Source organism: Nitrogeniibacter mangrovi (assembly GCF_010983895.1).
GTDB lineage: Bacteria > Pseudomonadota > Gammaproteobacteria > Burkholderiales > Rhodocyclaceae > Nitrogeniibacter > Nitrogeniibacter mangrovi.
The window spans coordinates 3,585,657-3,604,600 of the sequence record NZ_CP048836.1; the positions used below are offsets into that span (position 1 = coordinate 3,585,657).

At 67.5% G+C, this 18,944-nt stretch carries 22 protein-coding genes; 5 read left to right on the forward strand and 17 right to left on the reverse strand.

What is annotated here, in order from left to right; all coding sequences use genetic code 11:
• Window positions 1-19: 19 nt before the first annotated feature.
• The 3 genes from G3580_RS16630 to G3580_RS16640 all read left to right on the forward strand — a co-directional run bounded on the left by G3580_RS16630 (window position 20) and on the right by G3580_RS16640 (window position 1,365).
• Window positions 20-385 (forward strand): hypothetical protein, encoded by a 366-nt coding sequence (locus tag G3580_RS16630; protein ID WP_173767382.1) that lies wholly within the window; start codon window positions 20-22, stop codon window positions 383-385.
• Window positions 386-535: 150 nt separating this feature from the next.
• Window positions 536-733, forward strand: a complete 198-nt coding sequence (locus tag G3580_RS16635; RefSeq protein WP_173767384.1) for a hypothetical protein — start codon at window positions 536-538, stop codon at window positions 731-733.
• Between the two features lie 74 nt (window positions 734-807).
• The gene (locus G3580_RS16640) at window positions 808-1,365 is read left to right on the forward strand and encodes a hypothetical protein (protein WP_173767386.1); all 558 of its coding nucleotides are present in this window, start codon (window positions 808-810) and stop codon (window positions 1,363-1,365) included.
• A gap of 7 nt (window positions 1,366-1,372) precedes the next feature.
• On the opposite strand, the gene G3580_RS16645 is transcribed toward G3580_RS16640, so the two are convergent.
• The 9 genes from G3580_RS16645 to G3580_RS16685 all read right to left on the reverse strand — a co-directional run bounded on the left by G3580_RS16645 (window position 1,373) and on the right by G3580_RS16685 (window position 10,063).
• Window positions 1,373-2,932, reverse strand: a complete 1,560-nt coding sequence (locus tag G3580_RS16645; RefSeq protein WP_173767388.1) for a nitrite reductase — start codon at window positions 2,930-2,932, stop codon at window positions 1,373-1,375.
• Between the two features lie 10 nt (window positions 2,933-2,942).
• Window positions 2,943-4,139, reverse strand: a complete 1,197-nt coding sequence (gene nirJ / locus G3580_RS16650) for a heme d1 biosynthesis radical SAM protein NirJ (protein WP_173767390.1) — start codon at window positions 4,137-4,139, stop codon at window positions 2,943-2,945.
• A gap of 114 nt (window positions 4,140-4,253) precedes the next feature.
• Entirely contained in the window at window positions 4,254-4,745 is a 492-nt protein-coding gene (gene ahbB / locus G3580_RS16655) for a siroheme decarboxylase subunit beta (protein ID WP_173767392.1), read from the reverse strand.
• Window positions 4,742-5,212, reverse strand: a complete 471-nt coding sequence (locus G3580_RS16660) for an AsnC family transcriptional regulator (protein ID WP_173767393.1) — start codon at window positions 5,210-5,212, stop codon at window positions 4,742-4,744. The genes ahbB (G3580_RS16655) and G3580_RS16660 overlap by 4 nt, the downstream gene beginning before the upstream one ends.
• Window positions 5,205-6,236: a siroheme decarboxylase subunit beta gene (gene ahbB / locus G3580_RS16665; protein ID WP_173767394.1), complete on the reverse strand. Its 1,032-nt coding sequence runs from the start codon at window positions 6,234-6,236 to the stop codon at window positions 5,205-5,207. The genes G3580_RS16660 and ahbB (G3580_RS16665) overlap by 8 nt, the downstream gene beginning before the upstream one ends.
• Window positions 6,237-6,246: 10 nt before the next feature.
• Complete coding sequence (locus G3580_RS16670; RefSeq protein WP_173767395.1) at window positions 6,247-7,431, reverse strand: cytochrome D1 domain-containing protein; 1,185 nt, start codon at window positions 7,429-7,431, stop codon at window positions 6,247-6,249.
• Window positions 7,428-7,790 carry a c-type cytochrome gene (locus G3580_RS16675; protein WP_173767396.1) on the reverse strand — a complete coding sequence of 121 codons (363 nt, stop codon included), beginning with the start codon at window positions 7,788-7,790 and terminating at the stop codon, window positions 7,428-7,430. The genes G3580_RS16670 and G3580_RS16675 overlap by 4 nt, the downstream gene beginning before the upstream one ends.
• Before the next feature lie 117 nt (window positions 7,791-7,907).
• A complete protein-coding gene (locus G3580_RS16680) occupies window positions 7,908-8,234 on the reverse strand; it encodes a c-type cytochrome (RefSeq protein ID WP_173767397.1) in 327 nt (108 codons plus the stop codon).
• An 86-nt stretch (window positions 8,235-8,320) separates the two neighbouring features.
• Window positions 8,321-10,063: a nitrite reductase gene (locus G3580_RS16685; protein WP_173767398.1), complete on the reverse strand. Its 1,743-nt coding sequence runs from the start codon at window positions 10,061-10,063 to the stop codon at window positions 8,321-8,323.
• Between the two features lie 282 nt (window positions 10,064-10,345).
• Here G3580_RS16685 and cobA point away from each other — a divergent pair, with 282 nt between their 5' ends.
• Window positions 10,346-11,158: a uroporphyrinogen-III C-methyltransferase gene (gene cobA / locus G3580_RS16690; protein WP_217424683.1), complete on the forward strand. Its 813-nt coding sequence runs from the start codon at window positions 10,346-10,348 to the stop codon at window positions 11,156-11,158.
• A 295-nt stretch (window positions 11,159-11,453) separates the two neighbouring features.
• On the forward strand, window positions 11,454-11,909 hold the full coding sequence (locus G3580_RS16695) for a c-type cytochrome (RefSeq protein ID WP_173767400.1): 456 nt from the start codon (window positions 11,454-11,456) through the stop codon (window positions 11,907-11,909).
• Between the two features lie 87 nt (window positions 11,910-11,996).
• Here the strand turns inward: G3580_RS16695 and G3580_RS16700 are convergent, their stop codons facing one another.
• The 8 genes from G3580_RS16700 to G3580_RS16735 form a co-directional block, all read right to left on the reverse strand.
• Window positions 11,997-12,353 carry a hypothetical protein gene (locus tag G3580_RS16700; RefSeq protein WP_173767401.1) on the reverse strand — a complete coding sequence of 119 codons (357 nt, stop codon included), beginning with the start codon at window positions 12,351-12,353 and terminating at the stop codon, window positions 11,997-11,999.
• Entirely contained in the window at window positions 12,353-12,622 is a 270-nt protein-coding gene (locus tag G3580_RS16705; protein ID WP_173767403.1) for a hypothetical protein, read from the reverse strand. The genes G3580_RS16700 and G3580_RS16705 overlap by 1 nt, the downstream gene beginning before the upstream one ends.
• Window positions 12,623-12,628: 6 nt before the next feature.
• Window positions 12,629-13,153, reverse strand: a complete 525-nt coding sequence (locus G3580_RS16710; RefSeq protein WP_173767405.1) for a nitrous oxide reductase accessory protein NosL — start codon at window positions 13,151-13,153, stop codon at window positions 12,629-12,631.
• Complete coding sequence (locus G3580_RS16715; protein WP_173767407.1) at window positions 13,150-13,971, reverse strand: ABC transporter permease; 822 nt, start codon at window positions 13,969-13,971, stop codon at window positions 13,150-13,152. Before G3580_RS16715 ends, G3580_RS16710 begins: the two co-directional genes overlap by 4 nt.
• Window positions 13,972-14,022: 51 nt before the next feature.
• Entirely contained in the window at window positions 14,023-14,922 is a 900-nt protein-coding gene (locus G3580_RS16720; RefSeq protein WP_173768864.1) for an ABC transporter ATP-binding protein, read from the reverse strand.
• 70 nt (window positions 14,923-14,992) lie between these two features.
• A complete protein-coding gene (locus G3580_RS16725) occupies window positions 14,993-16,264 on the reverse strand; it encodes a nitrous oxide reductase family maturation protein NosD (RefSeq protein ID WP_173767409.1) in 1,272 nt (423 codons plus the stop codon).
• Window positions 16,265-16,275: 11 nt separating this feature from the next.
• A complete protein-coding gene (locus G3580_RS16730) occupies window positions 16,276-16,704 on the reverse strand; it encodes a transcription regulator (RefSeq protein WP_173767411.1) in 429 nt (142 codons plus the stop codon).
• A gap of 3 nt (window positions 16,705-16,707) precedes the next feature.
• Window positions 16,708-18,909, reverse strand: coding sequence for a NosR/NirI family protein (locus G3580_RS16735; protein ID WP_173767413.1), 2,202 nt, complete (start codon window positions 18,907-18,909; stop codon window positions 16,708-16,710).
• Between the last annotated feature and the right edge of the window lie 35 nt (window positions 18,910-18,944).

Consider the following 18,944-nt stretch of genomic DNA (forward strand, 5'->3'; position numbering starts at 1 on the left):
GCATGATGAGAGGTACCGCATGACCTACGAACTCGTGTGGGAACCCCGCGGGGCCTACAAGCACTTCAGTGGCGTGGTGACCGCCGACGAATTCTTCGGCTCCATCGTCCAGTTCCAGAACCATCCCGACTTCGACACCGCCGAATACAGCATCAACGACTTCAGCGATGTGGACGACTTCGAGATCCTCGACAAGGACGTGCGCCGATTCACCGCCTACGGCGCTGGCGCCGCGCTCACCAATCCGCACCTCAAGATCGCCATCGTCGCCCGCGACGACAGGGTGCTGCGCCATGTGGCCACCTACCGCGACACCGGCCTGGCCCCCTTCCCCCTCGAAGTCTTCGACACCGTCGCCGACGCGCGCCGCTGGATCGGACGCTGAGCTGGCACGAACTGGCGCCGACCGGGCGCCGCTTTCTATACTGCAGTGGAGTCGCGAGACTCGAACGACAACAGCACTCTCGCCAGGGAGCGGCGCCTCGGCCACACGCCGGGGCAGTGAAACGCAAGCCAGCAAGGAGGAGTGACTGACATGAAGACCGTCACCGCGGCATACAGCACGGCGGACGCCGCCCGCAACGCCATGGACGAGCTGCTCGCCGATGGCATCGACCGGGAAAAGATCTTTCTCGACACCGCCAAGGCCGAGGTCAAGGTCATGATCCCGGACACCATCGAACGCGAGATCGCCGAGATCCTGAACCGGCACCAGCCGACCACCATGCACTGAGCCGGCACGGCCGATCCGGAACGCAATCGGATCGGCCGTGGCGAGCCCCCGCCACGGATACCCCCCACGCCCGAATGCGCGCCTCACTCACCGACTGGCTGATCCGGCATTCGAGCGGCCGCCTCGCCCTGGCGGCGCTGGCCGCCACCGTGCTGTTCATGCTGACCGTGGTGCCCGCGGGCGACGCCAAGGTCGCCGTGCACGCCGGCACGGCCGGCCAGCCCGACACCTCGCTCCACTACACCGCGCAGGACCTGTACCGGATGGCCGGGCAGCTCGGCGCCGCAGGCCGGAGCGCCTACCTGGCGTCGCGCCTGGCCGGTTTCGACCTGTGCTTTCCCGCGCTCTACGGTGCCGGCCTGGCGCTGGCGCTGGGCTGGCTGGCCCGCGCCTTCGCCCCGGCGTCCGCTTGGCGGTGGATTCCCCTGCTGCCACTGGCAGCCGCACTCGCGGATTACCTGGAAAACGCCGCCGTCGCGCTGGTGATGCTGCGCTATCCGGCGCCCACCCCGGTCATCGACCAGCTCGCCGGGGGGCTGACCGCGCTCAAGTGGGCACTGGTCGGCGCGAGCCTCGTGGCGATCGTGGCCAGCGGCGTGTTCCGGCTCGCCCGAGGGCGATCGGACCCCTGATCCACGCTCAGTGGCTGGTGCCTTCGGACAGTCGCGTCTTGTTGAACACGTTGTACTTGCCGATGGGCTTGGAGGCCGGCAGGCGCTTGATCTCCTTCCACGTGCTCGCGTCGTAGAAGATGATCGCGCCGTCCTGCTCCATGAGGCTGGCGATGACGTAGCGGCCGTTGCGGTCGAACTCCACATGGGCGAGCGTCTTGCCCGGCTCGCGCACCTGGCCGACGATCTCGAAGGTCTCCTTGTCGAGGATCTGCAGGGTGTCGTGATGGCTGGGGCTCATCATGGAATCGATCCAGGCATAGCGGGACTTTTCGTGGCTGCGCATGAAGAAGCCCGGCCCCAGGGTCTTCACCTCCTTGAGCACCTTCCAGTCGGCCATGTCGATGATGCTGATCTTGCCTTCCTTGAGGTTGGGCGAGGCCATCACGGTGCGCCCATGCCAATGCCAGGTGATGCCCGAGCCCAGGTGCGGCATGCCGCTGATGTCCAGGTCGGCGACCTTGCGGCGGATGTCGAGATTGACCACCTGGCCGCGACGGGTCTTGCGCGCGGTGCCCATCACCTCGGTGTAGTCCTGGGTGAAGAAGAAATCGTCGAGCACGTCGTCGAGCACCGTGCGGCGCGGGTTCAGGTAGCCGGGGATGAAGCCGCCTTCCTGGTACTGGTAGTCATGCACGTAGCCGGCGGCGATCGGCTCGGCCTTGGGGTCGTAACTGATCTCCCACACCTCGGGCACGTCCTTGAGCGCGGCCACGAAACTCTTGCGCGGCGCGGCGTCGTACACCGCCGAGACCCGCGAGCTCTTCTTGCCGTCCTTGTCCTTCACCTCGATGACCTTGAGCAGGTTCAGCTCGCCGTCGAGCAGCACCAGGGTGCGCGGCAGGTAATTGGCCACCGCCACCACCTTGCCGTCCTCCGACACCGCCACGTTGCGGGTGTTGATGCCGGCGCGCACTTCGACCACCGGGGTCAGGTTCCAGATGTCGTACTTGGTGATCCAGCCGTCGCGCGAGGCGAAATACACGAAGCGCCCGTCGGCGGTGAACTTCGGCCCGCCGTGCAGGGCATAGCGCGAGGCGAAGCGGTGGATGCGCTCCATCTTGTCGCCGTCGAGCACCGAGACATGGTGGTCGCCCTGCTCCACCACCAGGAACACGTTGAGCGGGTCGGCATCGAAGACCGGCTTGTTCGGCAGCCGGGTGTCGTCCACATGCACGATGCGCGAGGCGCGGATCCGGTCCTCGCCCCAGGGCGGGATTTCGCCGGTGTCGGTGTAGATCCACTTGGCGAGCGCGTCGATCTGCTCGCCCGAGAGCACCTGGCCGAAGGCCGGCATCTGGGTCGCGGTGCGCCCCTCGGCAATCACCGTTCGCGCCGCCGCCGGCTTGAGCCGGGCCAGGTTCTCGGGCAGCAGTGCCGGGCCCATCTGGCCGAGCCGGTCGGCGCCGTGGCAGCGGGCGCAGTGCTGCGCGAACAGCGCCGCGGGGTCGGCGGGCGCCTCGGCCTTGGCGAAGGCCGCGAACACGGAGATGGCCACCAGCACGACCACATGAATCAGTGTCTGCATGACGGTGGCCTCAGGCGACGCGACGCGGATAGGGCGTCACGCCAAGGCGCTCGCCCCGGGCGTCGGCGGCCAGACCGATCTCGTCGTCGTCCAGGTAGCAGGCCGGATCTTCCTGCCAGGCGTCACCGGTGAGCTGCTGGGCGCGCACCCGGGTGTTGCCGCCGCAGATGTCGAAGTGGGCACAGCCGCCGCAGCGCCCCTTCACCTGTCGTGGCCGCGCCTTGAGCCCGGCCATGAGCGGGTCGGTGGTGTCGGCCCAGATCTCGCCGAACGGGCGCTCCTTGACGTTGCCGAGGGTGTGGTGCCACCACATGGTGTCCGGATGGACCTTGCCCAGGTTGTCGATGTTGGCCACGTTCACGCCGCTGGCGTTGCCGCCCCACTGCACCAGCTTGGCACGGATGTGCTCGGCCTTGTCGGGGAAGCGCGCCGCCACCCACTTGAGGAAATACACCCCGTCGGCATCGTTGTTGCCGGTGGTGAACTCGCGCACCCGGCCGTCCTGCACATCCTGCCAGCAGGTCTCGAAGAGCAGGTCCATGGCCCAGCGGGTGAGCTGGTGCTGGGCGTCGTCCTTGCGGTTCTTGTTGCCGCGCCCGGCATAGTTCAGGTGCGAGAAGTAGAAGCGGTCGATGCGCTCGTCCGCGGTGAGCTGGAGCAGGCGCGGCAGATCCTCGGCATTGTCCTGGGTCATGGTGAAGCGCACCCCCACCTTGACGCCCAGGTCGCGACACATCCGGATCCCGGCGAGCGACTCGTCGAAGGCCCCTGCCTTGCGCCGGAAGCGGTCGTGGGTGTCGGCGATGCCGTCCAGGCTCACGCCCACGTAGTTGAAGTCCACCGCCGCGATGCGCTCGATGTTGGCCTCGGTGATCAGGGTGCCGTTGGACGACAGCGCCGTGTAGAAGCCCATGGCCTTGGCGCGATGGGCGATCTCGAAGATGTCCGGGCGCAGCAGCGGCTCGCCGCCGGAGAGGATCAGCACCGGCACCCGCGCGGCCTTGAGGTCGTCCATGACCGAGAACACCTGCGCGGTGTTCAGCTCGCCGGGAAAGTTCGTGTCCGCCGAGATGGAATAGCAGTGCTTGCAGGTCAGGTTGCAGCGGCGGATCAGGTTCCAGATCACCACCGGACCGGGCAGGTCGCGGCGCGGGCCCACGGGGGTGGGCTCGACCAGTTCATGCATGTATTGGGAGAGGCGAAACATGCCGGGGACTCCTCGAAAACGTTGGGACGATTGTCGCCCGTCCGACAAGGGCCCTGCGTTGATTGGGGTCAAATGCAGCCGGGGTTGCCGTGCCGTGCCGCGACGCGCCGCGCCTCAGTCTTTCAGGCGCAGGCCGGTCTTCTTGAGGATCTTCGAGCTGAACAGCACATCCCAGCCTTGCAGCGCGTCGCCGAGCAGGTCGGCGATGCGGTCGGCATGGCGGAGCACCTCGGCGCGGTCATGGGCATGGACCATGGCGAACAGGTTGTAGGGCCAGTCGGGCCGGTGGCGGGGGCGGTGGTAGCAGTGGGTGACGAAGGGCAGCGCGCCGACCTGTTCGCCGAGCGCGTCGATGCGCGCGTCGTCCACGTCCCACACGGTCATGCCGTTGGCGGCGTAGCCGAGGGCGTAGTGGTTGGGCACCGCGCCGATGCGGCGGATGAGGCCGGTTTCGAGCATGCGCGCCAGACGCGCCTGCACCTGGGCGGCGTCGATGCCCAGCTGCGCGGCGAGCCCCTCGTAGGGGCGCGACACCAGCGGCAGCCCCCCCTGGGTGGCGAGGATGAGGGCACGGTCGAGGGGGTCGAGCGGATCGGTCGGGCTCATGCGGAGAGCTTCATCTCGACGAAGTATTCACGCAGCTTCGGGAACGGATAGACCGGCAGCCCGGTGTCGGCCTCGATGCGTGCCACCGCGGCGTCGATCCCCTCGGGCGTCTCGGTGGCGAGCACGAACCACATGTTGAAGCGGTGCTCGCGGCGGTAGTTGTGGGCCACTTCGGGCAGCGCATTGACCTGCTCGGCGACCGCATCGAAACGGGCCTCGGGCACCGCCATGGCCGCGAGCACGAACTTTCCGCCCATGCGCTCGATCTGGTACATGGGGCCGAAGCGGGTGAGCACGCGGGTCTCGAGCAGCTCGCGCAGGCGCACGAGCAAGGCGTCCTCGCTGATCCCCAGGCCGGCGGCGACGTCGCGGTACGGCGTATCGGTGAGCGGGAATCCCCCCTGCATGGCGTTGATGATGCGCCGGTCGAGCTCGCTCAGCTCGGCGCGCGCCTGGCGCTCAGCCATGAACGGCCTCGCGGGCATAGCGGGCGCCGCACTGCTTGAAACGCCGGGTGGAAAACAGCACCGACGCCGGGTAGCCATCGAGGCCGCAGTCCTGGCGGATCGCGTCGAGCCGGGCCTGCACCGAGGCCCGGTCGTGGCCGTGGATCATGCAGTAGAGGTTGTAGGGCCAGTCGGTGCCGGCGCGCTCGCGCCGGTAGCACAGGTTCACCCCGTCGGCCGCCGCCAGCCGTGCCCCCAGCGCATCGACGGCGGTATCGGGCACATTCCAGACGCACATGGCATTGGCGCGGTAGCCCAGTTCGTGATGACGCACCACGACCCCGAACCGCTTGAGGACGCCGCTGTCGAGCCAGGCGTGCAGCTGCTCGAGCACCGCGCCCTCGCCCAGGCCGGCCTGCTGCGCGAGGCGGGCGAAGGGGCGGGTGACGAGCGGCAGGCCACCCTGCAGGGCCGCCACCAGCTGCGTCTGCGCCGCGCTCAGTTCGACCGCCTGCACCACGCGCTGCGGCGCGGCGCTCACGGCGCGGCGGCCGTGGATCAGGTCGAAGCCCAGATCGATGTGATATTCGGCGCGCAGCGGCAGGGCGATGACCGGGCAGCCGGTGTCGCGCCGGATCTCGCGCAACACGCGCGCCAGTGCCACCGCGTCGGGCGCGGTGACCACGAACCACAGGTTCCAGTCATGCTCGCGCGCATAGTTGTGGTTGACCTCCGCATGCGCACTGACGAGCGCGGCAACCCGTTCGAGCGCGTCCGCCGGTGCCCGCAGCGCGGCGAGCGTGCTCGCCCCCACGCGCCGTGGCGAGAACACCGGGCCGACTCGGCTGACGGTCCCGTCCGCAATCCAGCCGGCGAGACGATCGAGCACCGCGCGCTCGCTCTGGCCGGTCTCGCGTCCGAGGCGCGCGAAGGGCCGGGTCACGAGCGGAAAGTCGCGCTGGTAGCCGTTGAGCAGCGCCAGCGCCGCGTCGGGCAGCGCCGGGGCCGCTCGGGGCGACAGGGCCGCGGGGGTGGCGAGCAGCATGGCGCGTCCCTCAGAAGCCGATGCGACTGGCGCGATCGGTGAAAAAGATGCCCGACGGCGCGTTGGCCGGCAGCACGGTGCGCGGCGCGAAGGTGGCGGTGTCATAGACGGTGACCCGGTTCGAATCGCGCGCCGACACCCACACCTCCTCGCCGCGCGGGGTGAATTCCATGTGCAGCACCGCCTTGCCCGGCTGCAGCGTCTTGATCACCTGGAGCGTCGGCACGTCGATGACCTGCACCCAGCCGTTGTCGGGGAAGGCGAAGTTCACCCACACCTGGCGAGCGTCCGGCCGCGCCATGACGAACACCGGCTGGCTCTTGACCGGGATGTGGGCAGCTTCGGTCCAGGTGCGGGTGTCGATCACCAGCACCTCGTGATGCCCCACCGCGGGCAGGAAGGCATAGTGGCCCGCGAGCGCCCAGCCGCGCAGGTGCGGCATCTTGTAGACCGGCAGCTTCTGCTCGCCGCGCCCATAGCCTTCGAGGATCTTGCGCACGCCCTTTTCCGGGTGCCACAGGTCGAGCAGGGCGATGCCGTCCTCGCCGAACAGGCCGGCCAGATAGTAGCGCCCATCGGGCGTGACCAGCCCGTCATAGGGGTTCTTCCCGGCCTTGTAGCGCTGGGTGGTCGGATGCTTCGGGTCGGAGAAATCGGTGACCCAGATCTCGCCGGCATCGAACAGGGCGTAGGCGAATTTCTGCCCCGGCAGGTCGGCCAGGCCGACCACCTTGGAGAACTTGCCCGGCGCGTATTCGGCCGGCACCTCGGAGACCGGCTCCAGGGTGTCGGCGTCGAAGGCCCTGATGCCGCCCGGCGTGTAGTTCTGTGCCACCACCAGTGAGCCGTCCTGGGAAATGGAGCCGCCGATGGAATTGCCCGCCTGGATGATGCGCTTGGCGATGGTCTGGGTCAGCAGGTCCACCTTGGTCAGGCCACCGTCGCGGCCGAACACGTAGGCATAGCGTGCATCGCGCGAATAGGTGGCATGGGCGTGGGACAGGTCGCCCAGGCCGGTGACCCGGCCCAGACTGGTGCGATGGGTGTTGTCCACCACCTGCACGGCGCCGCTGGCGCGTTCGATGACGATCCCCAGGTCACCGGTGCCGCGCAGTGCCGGGGTGTGGGCACAGCCGGCCAGCAAAGCGAGGGCGGCGGCAGCGGCCAGCGCGCGAAATGGGTGACGCAGATTCATTGCCCGGACTCCTGGCGTGCGATGTGGGGGAAGCCCTGGCGCAGCCGGGCGACGATCCATTCGGCCTCGGATTCGCTCACGAAGCGCGACCAGCCCGGCATGGCGGTGCCCGGCCGGCCGTTCATGATGACCGCCACCAGCGACGCGGCGGGCTTGTGGGCCAGGGCCTCGGGCAGCAGGGAAGGCCCCAGGCCGCCCTTCAGGGTCATGCCATGGCAAGAGCCACAGTCCTGACGCACCATGCTGATGATCTCGACGCGGCGCTCGCCCTGCGGTTCCGCCCGGGCCGTGCCCACGGCCAGGGCCGTGATGCCGATCAGCACCGCGACGTGCAACAGCGCGATCCGGTCCACTTTCATGTCCAACTCCTCGGTCGAATGCTGATGCACACGGTACCGGGGTGAGACACGCGCAGCCTTGACAAACGTCAAAGGGGGGCCGAAGCCCCCCTTTGATATTGCAGTCGAGCATTCAGCTCAGAGCGACAGGATCCACTTGATGATCGTGTGCAGCTCTTCGTCGGTCACGCGCGATTCGGGGTTGGGCGGCATCGGGATCTGGCCCCACACGCCGGCACCGCCTTCGCGGACCTTCTTGAACAGATGCGCCTCGGCATCGGCCTGACCCTTGTACTTGGCAGCGACTTCCTTGTACATCGGGCCCATGCGTTTCTGGTCGACCGCGTGACAGGCCGAGCAACCGACCTCCTGATACAGGGTCGCGCCATCGGCGGCATGGCTGGCGGGTGCCGCGAGCAGGCCCACCAGGGCGAGCGGTGCGAGTTTGAGCATCGTTTTCTTCATAGTGTCCCTCTCCGATTCAGACGAAACGACGCCCGGCCTCGCGAGCCGGGCGCCATGCTGCTTTTTACCACAAGCCGCGCGTGCGGTCAGTACACGTCGTGTTGCGTGTTGTGAACGTTGAACTTGCCGGTCGGCGTGATCAGGCGCGGATCCTTGATCACGGTCTTCAGCTCGAGCGTCTTGTCATTGACGACGACGATGGCCGATTCCTTGTTCTTGGCGGACCACACCGAGAACCACACCTCGTCCCCGGCCTTGTTGTACTCCGGCTGCACGACGCGCTTGGCCCCGTCATCCTTCAGGCCCGCCCATTCCGCGATCGGCAGCACCTTGAAGCCGGCCTTGAAGTTGTTGATGTCGTACACCGCCACCGACTGGCTGACCTTCGCGTCCGGGTTGAGGGGGTTGTCCACATACAGGTGATGGGACTTCGGATGGGTCTTGATGAACAGTGCCCCACCGCCCTGGCTCTTGAGCGTGTCGACCAGCTTCCAGGCGTTCTGCTTGTGCTTCACCGGATCGGTGCCGATCACCGCGATGCCGTCGTCACCCAGATCGCCCGTGGCCCACACCGGACCGTACTTCGGATGGATGAAGTTGGCGCCGCGTCCCGGGTGCGGGATCTTGCCCACGTCCACCAGGCCGGCGAGCTTGTCGGTCTTGGTGTCGATGACCGCGATCTTGTTCGACTTGTTGGCCGCCACCAGGAAGTAGCGCAGGGTCGAATCGAAGCCGCCGTCATGGAGGAAGCGGGCCGAACCGATGGAGACGGTCTTGAGGTTGTCGATGTCCGAGTAGTCGACCATCAGCGACTTGCCGGTCTCCTTCACGTTGATCACGAACTCGGGCTTGAAGTGCGAGGCCACGATGGAGGCGACGCGCGGCTCGGGGTGGTATTCCTGCGTATCCACCGTCATGCCGCGGGTGGACACCACCTTGAGCGGCTCGAGCGTATCGCCCTTCATGATCACGTACTGGGGCGGCCAGTAGGTGCCGGCCACCGCGTACTTGTCTTCATAGCCCTTGAACTTCGAGGTTTCCACCGAACGGGCCTCGAGGCCGACGCGGATCTCGGCGACCTTGTCGGGCACCTTCATCCACAGGTCGATCATGTCCACCTTGGCATCGCGACCGATGACATAGAGGTAGCGGCCGGAGGCCGACATGCGCGAGATGTGCACCGCGTAGCCGGTGTTGACCACGTTGATGATCTTCTTGGTGTCGCCGTCGATGAGCGCCACCTGGCCCGCGTCGCGCAGGGTGGTGGAGAAGATGTTGCTGATGTCGTAGCTGTTCATCTTCTTGGTCGGGCGCTGCTCGGGCGGCACGATCACCTTCCAGGTCGCCTTCATGTCCGCCAGGCTGTATTCCGGCGGGGTCGGAGGCGTTTGCTGCACGTAGCGGGCCATCAGGTCCACTTCGTCGGCGCTCAGCTCACCCGAGGTGCCCCAGTTGGGCATGCCCGCCGGCGAACCGTAGGTGATGAAGGTCTTGAGGTATTCGGTGCCCCGCTCCAGGGTGATGTCCGGGGTCAGCGGCTTGCCGGTGGCGCCCTTGCGCAGCACGCCGTGACAGCCGGCGCAGCGCTGGAAGTAGATCTTGCGGGCCTGATCGAATTCCGCCTTGGTCATCGGCGGCGCTTTCGGATTGACGTCCTGGTGCATCTCGACGCCCGCCAGTGGCGAACCGCCGGCACCCTCATACTTCACTTCGGCGGCCGGCACGTCTTTGTGATCGGCGACCGGATCGGCGGCAAATGCGTGACTGATCGCCAACGGCAGCGCAGCCAGCGCGATGATGCTTGCGCCCCAGGTTCGACTCGTCTTCATGGTTGGTCTCCCTTGTGATGAACGACGCGGATGTGAGCATCCACTGCGGCGGAACATTGAACCTCCCTCCGACCCGCGTCTTTGACTCGCATCAAACTTTTAGGGGGCCGCTCATTGATAAAGTCGAGCCAACAACGAACCGGACGGAGAAAATCCATGGCGAGCCTCGAATACCAAGCGTGCATACCCGTGCGGGAAGGCGACGCGTTGCCGCTCGTCATGAAGCGGGTCGTCGAACGGCTCCAGGCGCGCGGCACCCGCCTGCGCCCGGTGCCGGGCGCGATGGTGCCCGAAGCGGGCACGAAGCCCCAGGCCGCGCGGCCGGCATCCGGTCAGGTCAGCCTGGTCGGCGCCGGCCCCGGCGATCCGGAGCTGCTCACGCTGCGCGCCGCCCGGCTCATCAGCACCGCGGACGCCGTGGTCTACGACCATCTCGTGGGCGCCGACATCCTCGGCCTGATCCGCGACGACGCCGAACGCATCTACGTGGGCAAGGAAGCGGGCAACCACACCCTGCCGCAGGAACAGATCAACCAGCTGCTGGTGCGCCTCGCGCAGGCCGGCCGGCAGGTGGTGCGCCTCAAGGGCGGCGACCCGTTCATCTTCGGGCGCGGCGGCGAGGAGATCGAGGAGCTGGTCGAGGCCGGCGTGGCCTTCGAGGTCGTCCCGGGCATCACCGCGGCATCGGGCATTTCCGCCTATGCGGGTATCCCGCTCACCCACCGCGACCATGCCCAGTCCTGTACCTTCGCCACCGGCCACCTGAAAAACGGCACCGCCAATCTGGACTGGCGTTCGCTCGCCCGCCCCAACCAGACGGTGGTCATCTACATGGGGGTCGGCGCCCTGCCCGAGATCGCGCGCCAGCTGATCGCCCACGGCGTGCCGGCCGACATGCCCGCCGCGGCGGTCCAGAACGGCACCCGCGCCGATCAGCAGACGGTCGTCGCCACACTCCAGAGCCTGCCCGCCGCCCTCAAGGCGGCCGGACTCAAGCCGCCCTGCCTGCTGATCATCGGCACCGTCGTGACCCTGCACGAGCGGCTCGGCTGGTTCGAACAGGCGGCGTCGACCTCCATCGGCGCCGCTGCCTGAGCGTCGGAGCGTCGGAGCGCCGGCCACCGCGCAACCTCCCCCGCCATCGCGCGCCTCCCACTTGTCCCGCATCAAGGCGCCCCGGCCTCGATAAACCGAGGATGCAGGGGCCGTGGACTATCATGGCAATGATCGTCATCGCCGGCACGTGATGTGCCGCTCGATTGGCGACTCCGGTTCAGGCCCGGGTGGATGGCAATCGCCCTGGGCCGATCCGGCCGGCGGCACCGCCGCCGACATGTCGTTCATTTTGACGGGCACCCGCCGGTGCCCACCCAACCCATGGAGAGATCTCATGCGCATGACCCTGATTCCGTCCTTGCTGCTCGTCGGACTGCTCGCCGCCTGCGGCAAGGAAGAAGCCCCGCCCGCACCGCCGGCCACGAAAGCGCCGGCCGCCGAAGCGCCTGCACCGAAAGCCGAAGCCCCCGCTCCGGCGCCCAAGGCAGAAGCCCCCGCACCCAAGGCGGAAGCGGCGGCACCGGCCGACATGGCATCTGCCGATGGCCAGAAGGTCTACAAGGCCACCTGTTTCCTCTGCCATGGCTCCGGCGCCGGTGGCGCACCGCTGTTCGGCAACGCCGCCGAATGGGAACCGCGCATCGCCCAGGGCAAGGACGTGCTGTACAAGCACGCCATGGAAGGCTTCACCGGCGAAAAAGGCATGATGCCGCCGCGCGGTGGCAATCCGAAGCTCACCGACGAAGAGATCAAGGCGGCCGTGGATTACATGGTGTCCAACGCCAAGTAAGACCGACGACGGGGTGTGCCCCCGTCGCCGCCCATGAAAACGGGGAGGCCTCAGGGCCTCCCCGTTTTCATGGCGCCCCCCTGGCGCTCAGCCCGCGGCGAGCAGGGGGTCGGCCAGCAGCGCGTCGATCAGGGCGCGCAGGTTGTCCTTCGGGTCGGCGCCGCAGCGGGTGAGCGGGTCGGCGTGCACACCACCGTCGGCACCATGCAGGTGATTGGGCCGGGTGGCCAGGTCCGCATGGACAGGGGCGGTGTCGATCGCCAGTTGCCGGCCATCGACGCACCAGCCGAAGGCGTAGGCATCGGTGGCGGCATAGCGGACCTCCAGGCGCACGCCATTGGTCAGGCTCACGATCAGGGCGTCCTGCATGAGCTGCGGGGCGCCGTCCAGGCAGGGACCGAATTCGGTGGCGAGCCACTCGGCCAGTTCGAGGTGCAGGCTCATCAGCGACCGACCTCCTTCAGATTGCGCGCGAGTGCCTCGCGGATCGACTGGCGCGTCTCGTCGAGAATGCGCGCCGACAGGTAGTGTTCATAGGCCGGGTGTTCGGCCACTTCGCCGGCCTCGATGCGCGCGAGCAGGCTGCCCACATCGGGCACCTGCCATTGTTCGAGCACCTTGTCGCGGTTGCAGCGCAGGTCGTACATCAGGCGTGAAAGCGATTCGATCTCGATCGCATCCTCGGGCGCCAGCCCGTTGAAAAAGCTGTCCATGGTGCCTCACATCTTGTGGTCTTTGAGCACGCCGCCGTCGAGAACGACCTGATCCGGCGTGACCTCGTTGAATGTCGCGACCTTGCCGCCATGGGCCTTGGCGAAGGTGCGTGCGTCGGCCTCCTGGGCGAAGGCGGCGATGGTCGGACCCATCGATCCGCGCGCGTCCGAGCCCAGGACGTAGAACGCCTGGGTGGCGTCGATCCAGTGGCCGCGCGGCTTGTTCCAGTCGGCCTTGCCCATGTCCTGGACGAAGACCGCGCGCACGCGGCGTGCCTGCTCGGGCTGCAGGTAGACGTTGAACATCTCCACGGTGTCGCAGAAGAAGTCCGGCTCGGCGGCCCCGTCGTACAGGATCTGCGCCTTGGGTCCGGGGAAGTTGGCCAGCAGCATGCCATCGAGCACGCAGGTGGTGCCCGCGGTGATGTTCACCGGCACCGCCGGCACTTCGCCCGCCTGCTTGCCGCAGCCGGCGAGCAGGACGGTCGCCGCGAGCGCGGCCGCGGGCAGGAATCGGGGGGAAAAGATCATCGACGGAATCTCCACGCGGCGACGCCCAGCGGCGCCACGATCCAAACACACATGAGCAGGCCCAGCGTCCACGGATTGGCCAGGGCCGAGGGGAACACGGTGGCCAGCCCGTAGAGGGTGTTGACCTCCTCGAGGCTGAAGATGTTGAGCACCCGGAACACGTCCGCCGGATTGGCCAGCATCAGCCAGGGGAAGATGTCGCCACCGTACTGGCCGCCGGTGGCCACCAGCGCACCGAGCAGCAGCAGGTCGAACACCAGCACGAAGAAGAACCACAAGGCGATGGCCAGGCCCGAGGCGCGGGTGCGGTCGGAGGCGAACACCGACACCATCACCGCCAGACTCAGGAAGGCCATGCCCAGCAGCACCGAACTGATCATGAAGCCGGCGTAATGATAGAGCGCGGGCAGATCGAGATGGGCCGAGAGCACCACCCCGACCACGCCGAAGCCGGCAATGGTGGAGAAGGCCAGCGCGCCGGACAGGCCGAAGAACTTGCCCAGCAGCAACTCCAGGCGGGTGATCGGCATGGACAGCAGCAGATCGAGCGAGCCGCGTTCGCGCTCGCCGACGATGGCATCGAAGCCCAGCACCAGGGCGATGAGCGGAATCAGGTAGATCACCAGGCTGACCAGCGACGCGATGGTGACCTCGATCGAGCGGAAGCCCACCGCCCCCTGCTGGGCGCCGCCGGCGTAGGCGATGACCAGCGCGAAGACGGTGAACACCAGCGCCACCGCGAGCACCCAGCGGTTGCGGATCCGGTCCCAGAATTCCTTGCCGGCGATGGTGGCGATCTGGCGGGGTTCGAGGGTCATTGCGGGGCCTCCGTCCGCCTTGCAGTCGGAAAAATCGCTTTCATGGTCCAGTCAATCCGAAAAACCAAAGAACACGTCCTCCAGCGAGGGTTCGCGCACGGTCAGATCCAGCACCCGGCTGCCGAGCGCGGCGAGCGCGGCGATCACCGCCATCTTGGCCTCGCGCTGGCACTGCACCGCGACATGGTCGCCGCGCGCCTCGATCGCGCTCACCGGCAGGTGACCGAGGGCGGCGCGCACGGCTTCGAAGTCCCAGTCGGCGACGCGCACCTCGAACCACAGCGGCAGGTCCATCTGCTCGCGCAGCGCCTGCACGGTGCCGGTGGCCTGCACGCGGCCCTTGGCCATGATCGCCAGGCGATCGACGCGCTCCTGGATCTCGGCGAGGATGTGCGAGGTGAGGATCATGGTCACGCCTTCGGCCTTAAGGCCGCGCAGCACGGCGTAGAAGTCGCGGATCGCTTCCGGGTCGAGACCGGAGGTGGGCTCGTCGAGGAACAGCAGCTGCGGGCGCCCCAGCAAGGCCTGGGCGAAGCCCAGCCGCTGGCGCATGCCCTTGGAGAACTCGCGCACGCGCCGGCGCGCGGCGTGGCCGAGCCCGACCCGCTCCAGCAGCGCGGGCGCCTCGCTGGCGTCGGCACGCTTGAGCCGGGCGAAGAAATGCAGCGTCTCGAGCGCGGTGAGGTTGTCGTACAGGACCACGTTCTCGGGCAGGTAGCCGATCCGGCGACGCACCTCGCGGAAGTGGCGGCCGCTCACCGGCACGCCGTCGATGCGGATCTCGCCCGCGGTGGGCGCGAGCAGGCCCAGCATCATCTTGAACATGGTGCTCTTGCCGGCGCCGTTGTGGCCGATGAGGCCGAACAGCTCGCCGCGGCCCACGCACAGGTCCACCCCATTGACCGCCTGCACCTTGCCGAAATGGCGGACCACGCCGCGCGCCTCGATCACGCCGGCCGGAACGGCGCCCCGGGCCTCGGCGCTGGCGGCCGGGGCGCTGGCGGGCGTCGCGGCGGCAGCTTCAAGGGGTCGTTTCAAAACGTTTTCCAAACCAGTCTCTCCAGTCGGCGTGCGCGGGGGTCATGCGCGGCGAGCGATCCACCACGCTGGGCGCGCGCAGCAGCGGAAACTGCTGGGCGATCAGGCGCAGGCTCTGCACCGCCGGGCTCGCCATGAGCAGGCGCATCATCGGGTAGCGCCAGGTCAGCCGGTCCACCATGTCGTTGGCCTCGTAGGGCACGTCGCCGCGCGCATCGCCGTTGCGGTCCCAGCCAAGATAGTTGCTCCAGTAGTTGCCTTCCTTGACGCCCCACAATTCATCGCGCGTATTGACGTATTTGACCTGGTCGTGATTGCCGATGAAGTCGTTGCCATCGACCTCGTTGTGGTAGGAGCCGGCCCACAGGTGCACGCCGACATCGTTGTCCTGGATGAGGTTGCCGCGGATGGTGTTGTACTCGGCATCGTAGACGAAGAAGCCGCGGTGGTTGCCGGCGACCACGTTGTTCTCGATCACCGAGTCCTGGATCGTGCGCACCATGATGCCGACATCGGAATTGCCCCAGGCGCGGTTGTTCCGCACGATCTGGTTGCGCGTCATCATCAGCGCCAGGCCGTCGCGGTTGTGGTACGACTCGTTGTTCTCCCAGGTGTTGTAGTAGGAGTTCATGTAGTGCGTGCCGTAGCGCACGTCGTGGATCTTGTTGCCGCTGAACACCGCGTGATGCGAGACGTCCACATAGATGCCGTCGCGCACGAAGCTGATGTTGTTGCCGATGATGCGGGCATGTTGCGAGTTGTACAGCTCGATGCCGTTGCCGCGCTGGGCCGAGGGGTGATCGCGCTTGCCGGTGATGATGTTGTTTTCCACCACCACGCCGGTGACGCTCTCGATCCACAGGCCGAACAGGGTGTAGCTGAAGGTGCAGTTGCGCACCGTGGCGAAATCGGCGCCGGGCTGGATGTAGACCCCGGCGTTCTGCGCGCCCAGGTCGTCGCCCGAGTCGGCGATGATGAAGCCGTCCACGGTCACATGCGGCGCGGTGATGCGGAGGGTGTCGCCGGACAGCCCGCCGGAGATCGTCGGATGATCGTCGCCGGTCAGCGTGAGCGGCTTGGCGATGCGCAGGTTTTCCACGTAGCGACCACCGAGCACACGCACCGTATCGCCCGGCGCGGCGCGGTCGATCGCGGCCTGGATCGATTCGCCCGGATGGACGCTCAGCTCGGCCGCCTGCAGGGGCGACAGGAACAGGGCAAGGGCGAACAAGGCGAAGCGATACATGACAGACATCCCGGGGCGCGTCAGACGGTCACCAGACCCAGCGACTTGAGCGCGATGAACAGGCTGGCGCCGATGAGCAGGTTCTTGAACCCAACATAGCAGATCATGTCCATGCGGCTGGCGCGACGGTAGCGCCGGCCCCACCACGGCCCTTCCTTGACATAGGGCTTGGCGCCCAGGCGCACGATCACCTCGAACACGCTCCAGCCGAACCACCAGCCGATCAGGGCGCCGGCGGCCAGCTGGCCGAGCGCCGCGAGCACCCACACCACGGTGGCGGCGAGGCCGAGCGCCAGCCCTGCGCCCTGCAAGGCGCGGTGACGCTGGAAGCCGTGGCGGCTCCACGGCCACAGGTGGTCCCGGACTTCGACGACGAGCCACGGCAGCAGCCCGCCGGCGGCGGCATGATCCGGTTCGAAGGGATCGGTCGGCATTTTCGGATCGACCATGATTCAGCTCCTCGGCGCCTTCGCGCTCACCGGTTGGATGGGGATGAAGTAGCCGTCCTTGCCGATCGGCGTGAGCGGCAGGCCGGCCTTGTGGCGACGGCGGCGCTCCTTGGCCAGCGGCGGGCAGCCGTGGTCGTCGTGATAGAGGATCATGCAGTCCATGCACAGCAGGCATTCACGCTGGTCGATGCGCCCGTCCTTGTCGATGGCCAGCGATCCGCAGCTCTTCGCGCAGGCCTTGCACGAATCGCACTCCTGTTTGCGCTTGAGCCCGAACCATCTGAAGGTGGTCGGCATCGCCAGCGCCGCGCCCAGCGGGCACAGGTACTTGCAGAAGGGCCGCTCGACGAAGATGGAGATGCCCAGCAGCGCCGAGGCGAACAGCGCATAGGGCCAGGTGCGGTGGGTGATGCCGACCAGGAAGGTGGTCTTGAACGGCTCCACCTCGGCCAGCTTCTCGGCCAGGCCCATGGAGAACATCGACACCGCCAGCAGGCCGAAGAAGATGGCGTACTTGGTCCACTTGAGCACGTCGTGCACCCGCTTCGGCGGCACCCGCTGGAAGCGCTTGAGGCCGATCAGGCGGGCGGTCTTGTAGATCAGCTCGGTGAGCGAGCCGAACGGGCACAGCCAGCCGCAGAACAGGCCGCGCCCCCACACGAACACCGTGATGATGATGAAGATCCAGAAGATGAAGATGAACGGGTCGGTGAGGAACAGCTCCCACTTCCACTGGAACAGCAGCGAGTGGAACCAGGTGAGCACCTGGGTGATGGAGGGCTGGGCGAGCAGGCCGAAGCCGACGAAGCCGATCGACAGCACCCAGCCGGTGTATTTGAAGGCATTGACCGGCCACTTGTGCTTGTGGTCGGCGCGCCGCACCAGCCGGTCGCGATTGGCATACACGGTGGCCACCGCCACCAGCAGGGCGATGAAGGCGCCGATGCCGAGCTTGCGCTCCTTCCAGATGCGCAGCCAGGTGGGGTCGGGGCGCACCACCTCGGGCCGCCCGCCTTCGAGATAGGTGCCCGGCAGCCAGTATTCGGCGTCGAAGTTGGCGAAGGTCTTGGCGCGGGTGGCCTTGTCGAGCTTGTTGCCGATGAACACGAACTTCCACGGGAAGGCGCCCGAGAAGGCGCCCTTGCCGCGGATGGTGAAGATGCCCGACTCGACGAAGGCCGGCGCCCCCTGGGCGGCGATGCCGTAGAGGTTCTGGTAGTCCAGATCGCGGAAGGTGAAGGTGTCGCGCCCCTGGCGCACCTGCACCCGGTCGTAGATGCCGCCGCGCACGAAGCCGGAGCCCTTGAAGGACTCGGTCCCGCCGGTGCGGATCACGAAGATGGCGTGATCGTCCTCGCCGAGCCCGGCCATCAGACGCTCGTAGCCGTTCTTGCCGAGGATGGCACGGCCGATGTCGGGTTCGTTCAGGTAGCCGAACCACAGATCGATGAAGGGCGTGCCGTTGTTCGGCAGGCCCACCTCGGAGGGCTTCACCGTCAGCTGCTGGACCGCGCCCTCGGCCACCAGCGTGGCCCAGTCCGGCGCGGTGCCGCGATCGACGAAGCGGGCCTGGGGCCGCACCGTGGGCTTGAGGATGCCCACCTGCTGGGCCACCGAGGTGCCCGAGGTGAGCATCACCTGGTTCTGCGCCACCACGGTCACGGTGGCGCCGGTGATCGCATCCAGGCCGACCACGTTCTCCTCCGGTCGCGAGGCGCCGATCTCGAGGTTGTCGCCGACGAACTTGCCCACGTACTGGTTGTTGAAATCGATCAGCGCCGACTCGGGGATGCCCAGCAGCAGGATCGGCTCGGAGTGCTTGAGCACCTTCGCCCCGGTGAAGCGGCCATGGGTATCCATGCCGATCAGGGTCACGATGGGCTTGCCCGAATACCCCGGGGTGTCGGTCATGTCGGTGGACAGCATGACGTAGCCGAGCAGCTGCTTCCGTGCGCCGCTGCCCTTGTAGGCTTCCACATAGGGCGGCGTGCCGCGGCGCTCGGAAAAGCTGTCGGCGCCGGGGATCACGTCCTGGCACGGCGCGTAGTCGCACATGCGCGGCGCGCTCTCCAGTTCGGGGGCCAGATGGGCTTCGTAGGTGCCCGCCAGCGCGGGCAGGCCGGTGATCCCGAGCAGCAGCGTGAGCAGCCAGAGGCGGCATGCGGCAAGGAATCTCGTGGGTGCGCTTGGGTGTACTGGTTCCATCACTTGATCCTAATAAACCCTTGGCGCGGCGTACT

Excerpts from the sequence above, each read along its gene's own strand:
- G3580_RS16660 (WP_173767393.1), bottom strand. The coding sequence starts at position 5,212 with ATGGCTGAGCGCCAGGCGCGCGCCGAGCTGAGCGAGCTCGACCGGCGC.
- G3580_RS16645 (WP_173767388.1), bottom strand. The coding sequence starts at position 2,932 with ATGCAGACACTGATTCATGTGGTCGTGCTGGTGGCCATCTCCGTGTTC.
- G3580_RS16675 (WP_173767396.1), bottom strand. The coding sequence starts at position 7,790 with ATGAAAGTGGACCGGATCGCGCTGTTGCACGTCGCGGTGCTGATCGGC.
- G3580_RS16735 (WP_173767413.1), bottom strand. The coding sequence starts at position 18,909 with ATGGAACCAGTACACCCAAGCGCACCCACGAGATTCCTTGCCGCATGC.
- nirJ (WP_173767390.1), bottom strand. The coding sequence starts at position 4,139 with ATGTTTCGCCTCTCCCAATACATGCATGAACTGGTCGAGCCCACCCCC.
- ahbB (WP_173767394.1), bottom strand. The coding sequence starts at position 6,236 with ATGCTGCTCGCCACCCCCGCGGCCCTGTCGCCCCGAGCGGCCCCGGCG.
- G3580_RS16635 (WP_173767384.1), top strand. The coding sequence starts at position 536 with ATGAAGACCGTCACCGCGGCATACAGCACGGCGGACGCCGCCCGCAAC.
- ahbB (WP_173767392.1), bottom strand. The coding sequence starts at position 4,745 with ATGAGCCCGACCGATCCGCTCGACCCCCTCGACCGTGCCCTCATCCTC.
- G3580_RS16680 (WP_173767397.1), bottom strand. The coding sequence starts at position 8,234 with ATGAAGAAAACGATGCTCAAACTCGCACCGCTCGCCCTGGTGGGCCTG.
- G3580_RS16700 (WP_173767401.1), bottom strand. The coding sequence starts at position 12,353 with ATGAGCCTGCACCTCGAACTGGCCGAGTGGCTCGCCACCGAATTCGGT.
- G3580_RS16730 (WP_173767411.1), bottom strand. The coding sequence starts at position 16,704 with ATGGTCGATCCGAAAATGCCGACCGATCCCTTCGAACCGGATCATGCC.
- G3580_RS16715 (WP_173767407.1), bottom strand. The coding sequence starts at position 13,971 with ATGACCCTCGAACCCCGCCAGATCGCCACCATCGCCGGCAAGGAATTC.
- G3580_RS16630 (WP_173767382.1), top strand. The coding sequence starts at position 20 with ATGACCTACGAACTCGTGTGGGAACCCCGCGGGGCCTACAAGCACTTC.
- G3580_RS16670 (WP_173767395.1), bottom strand. The coding sequence starts at position 7,431 with ATGAATCTGCGTCACCCATTTCGCGCGCTGGCCGCTGCCGCCGCCCTC.
- G3580_RS16695 (WP_173767400.1), top strand. The coding sequence starts at position 11,454 with ATGCGCATGACCCTGATTCCGTCCTTGCTGCTCGTCGGACTGCTCGCC.
- G3580_RS16640 (WP_173767386.1), top strand. The coding sequence starts at position 808 with ATGCGCGCCTCACTCACCGACTGGCTGATCCGGCATTCGAGCGGCCGC.
- G3580_RS16710 (WP_173767405.1), bottom strand. The coding sequence starts at position 13,153 with ATGATCTTTTCCCCCCGATTCCTGCCCGCGGCCGCGCTCGCGGCGACC.
- G3580_RS16685 (WP_173767398.1), bottom strand. The coding sequence starts at position 10,063 with ATGAAGACGAGTCGAACCTGGGGCGCAAGCATCATCGCGCTGGCTGCG.
- G3580_RS16705 (WP_173767403.1), bottom strand. The coding sequence starts at position 12,622 with ATGGACAGCTTTTTCAACGGGCTGGCGCCCGAGGATGCGATCGAGATC.
- cobA (WP_217424683.1), top strand. The coding sequence starts at position 10,346 with ATGGTGCCCGAAGCGGGCACGAAGCCCCAGGCCGCGCGGCCGGCATCC.
- G3580_RS16725 (WP_173767409.1), bottom strand. The coding sequence starts at position 16,264 with ATGTCTGTCATGTATCGCTTCGCCTTGTTCGCCCTTGCCCTGTTCCTG.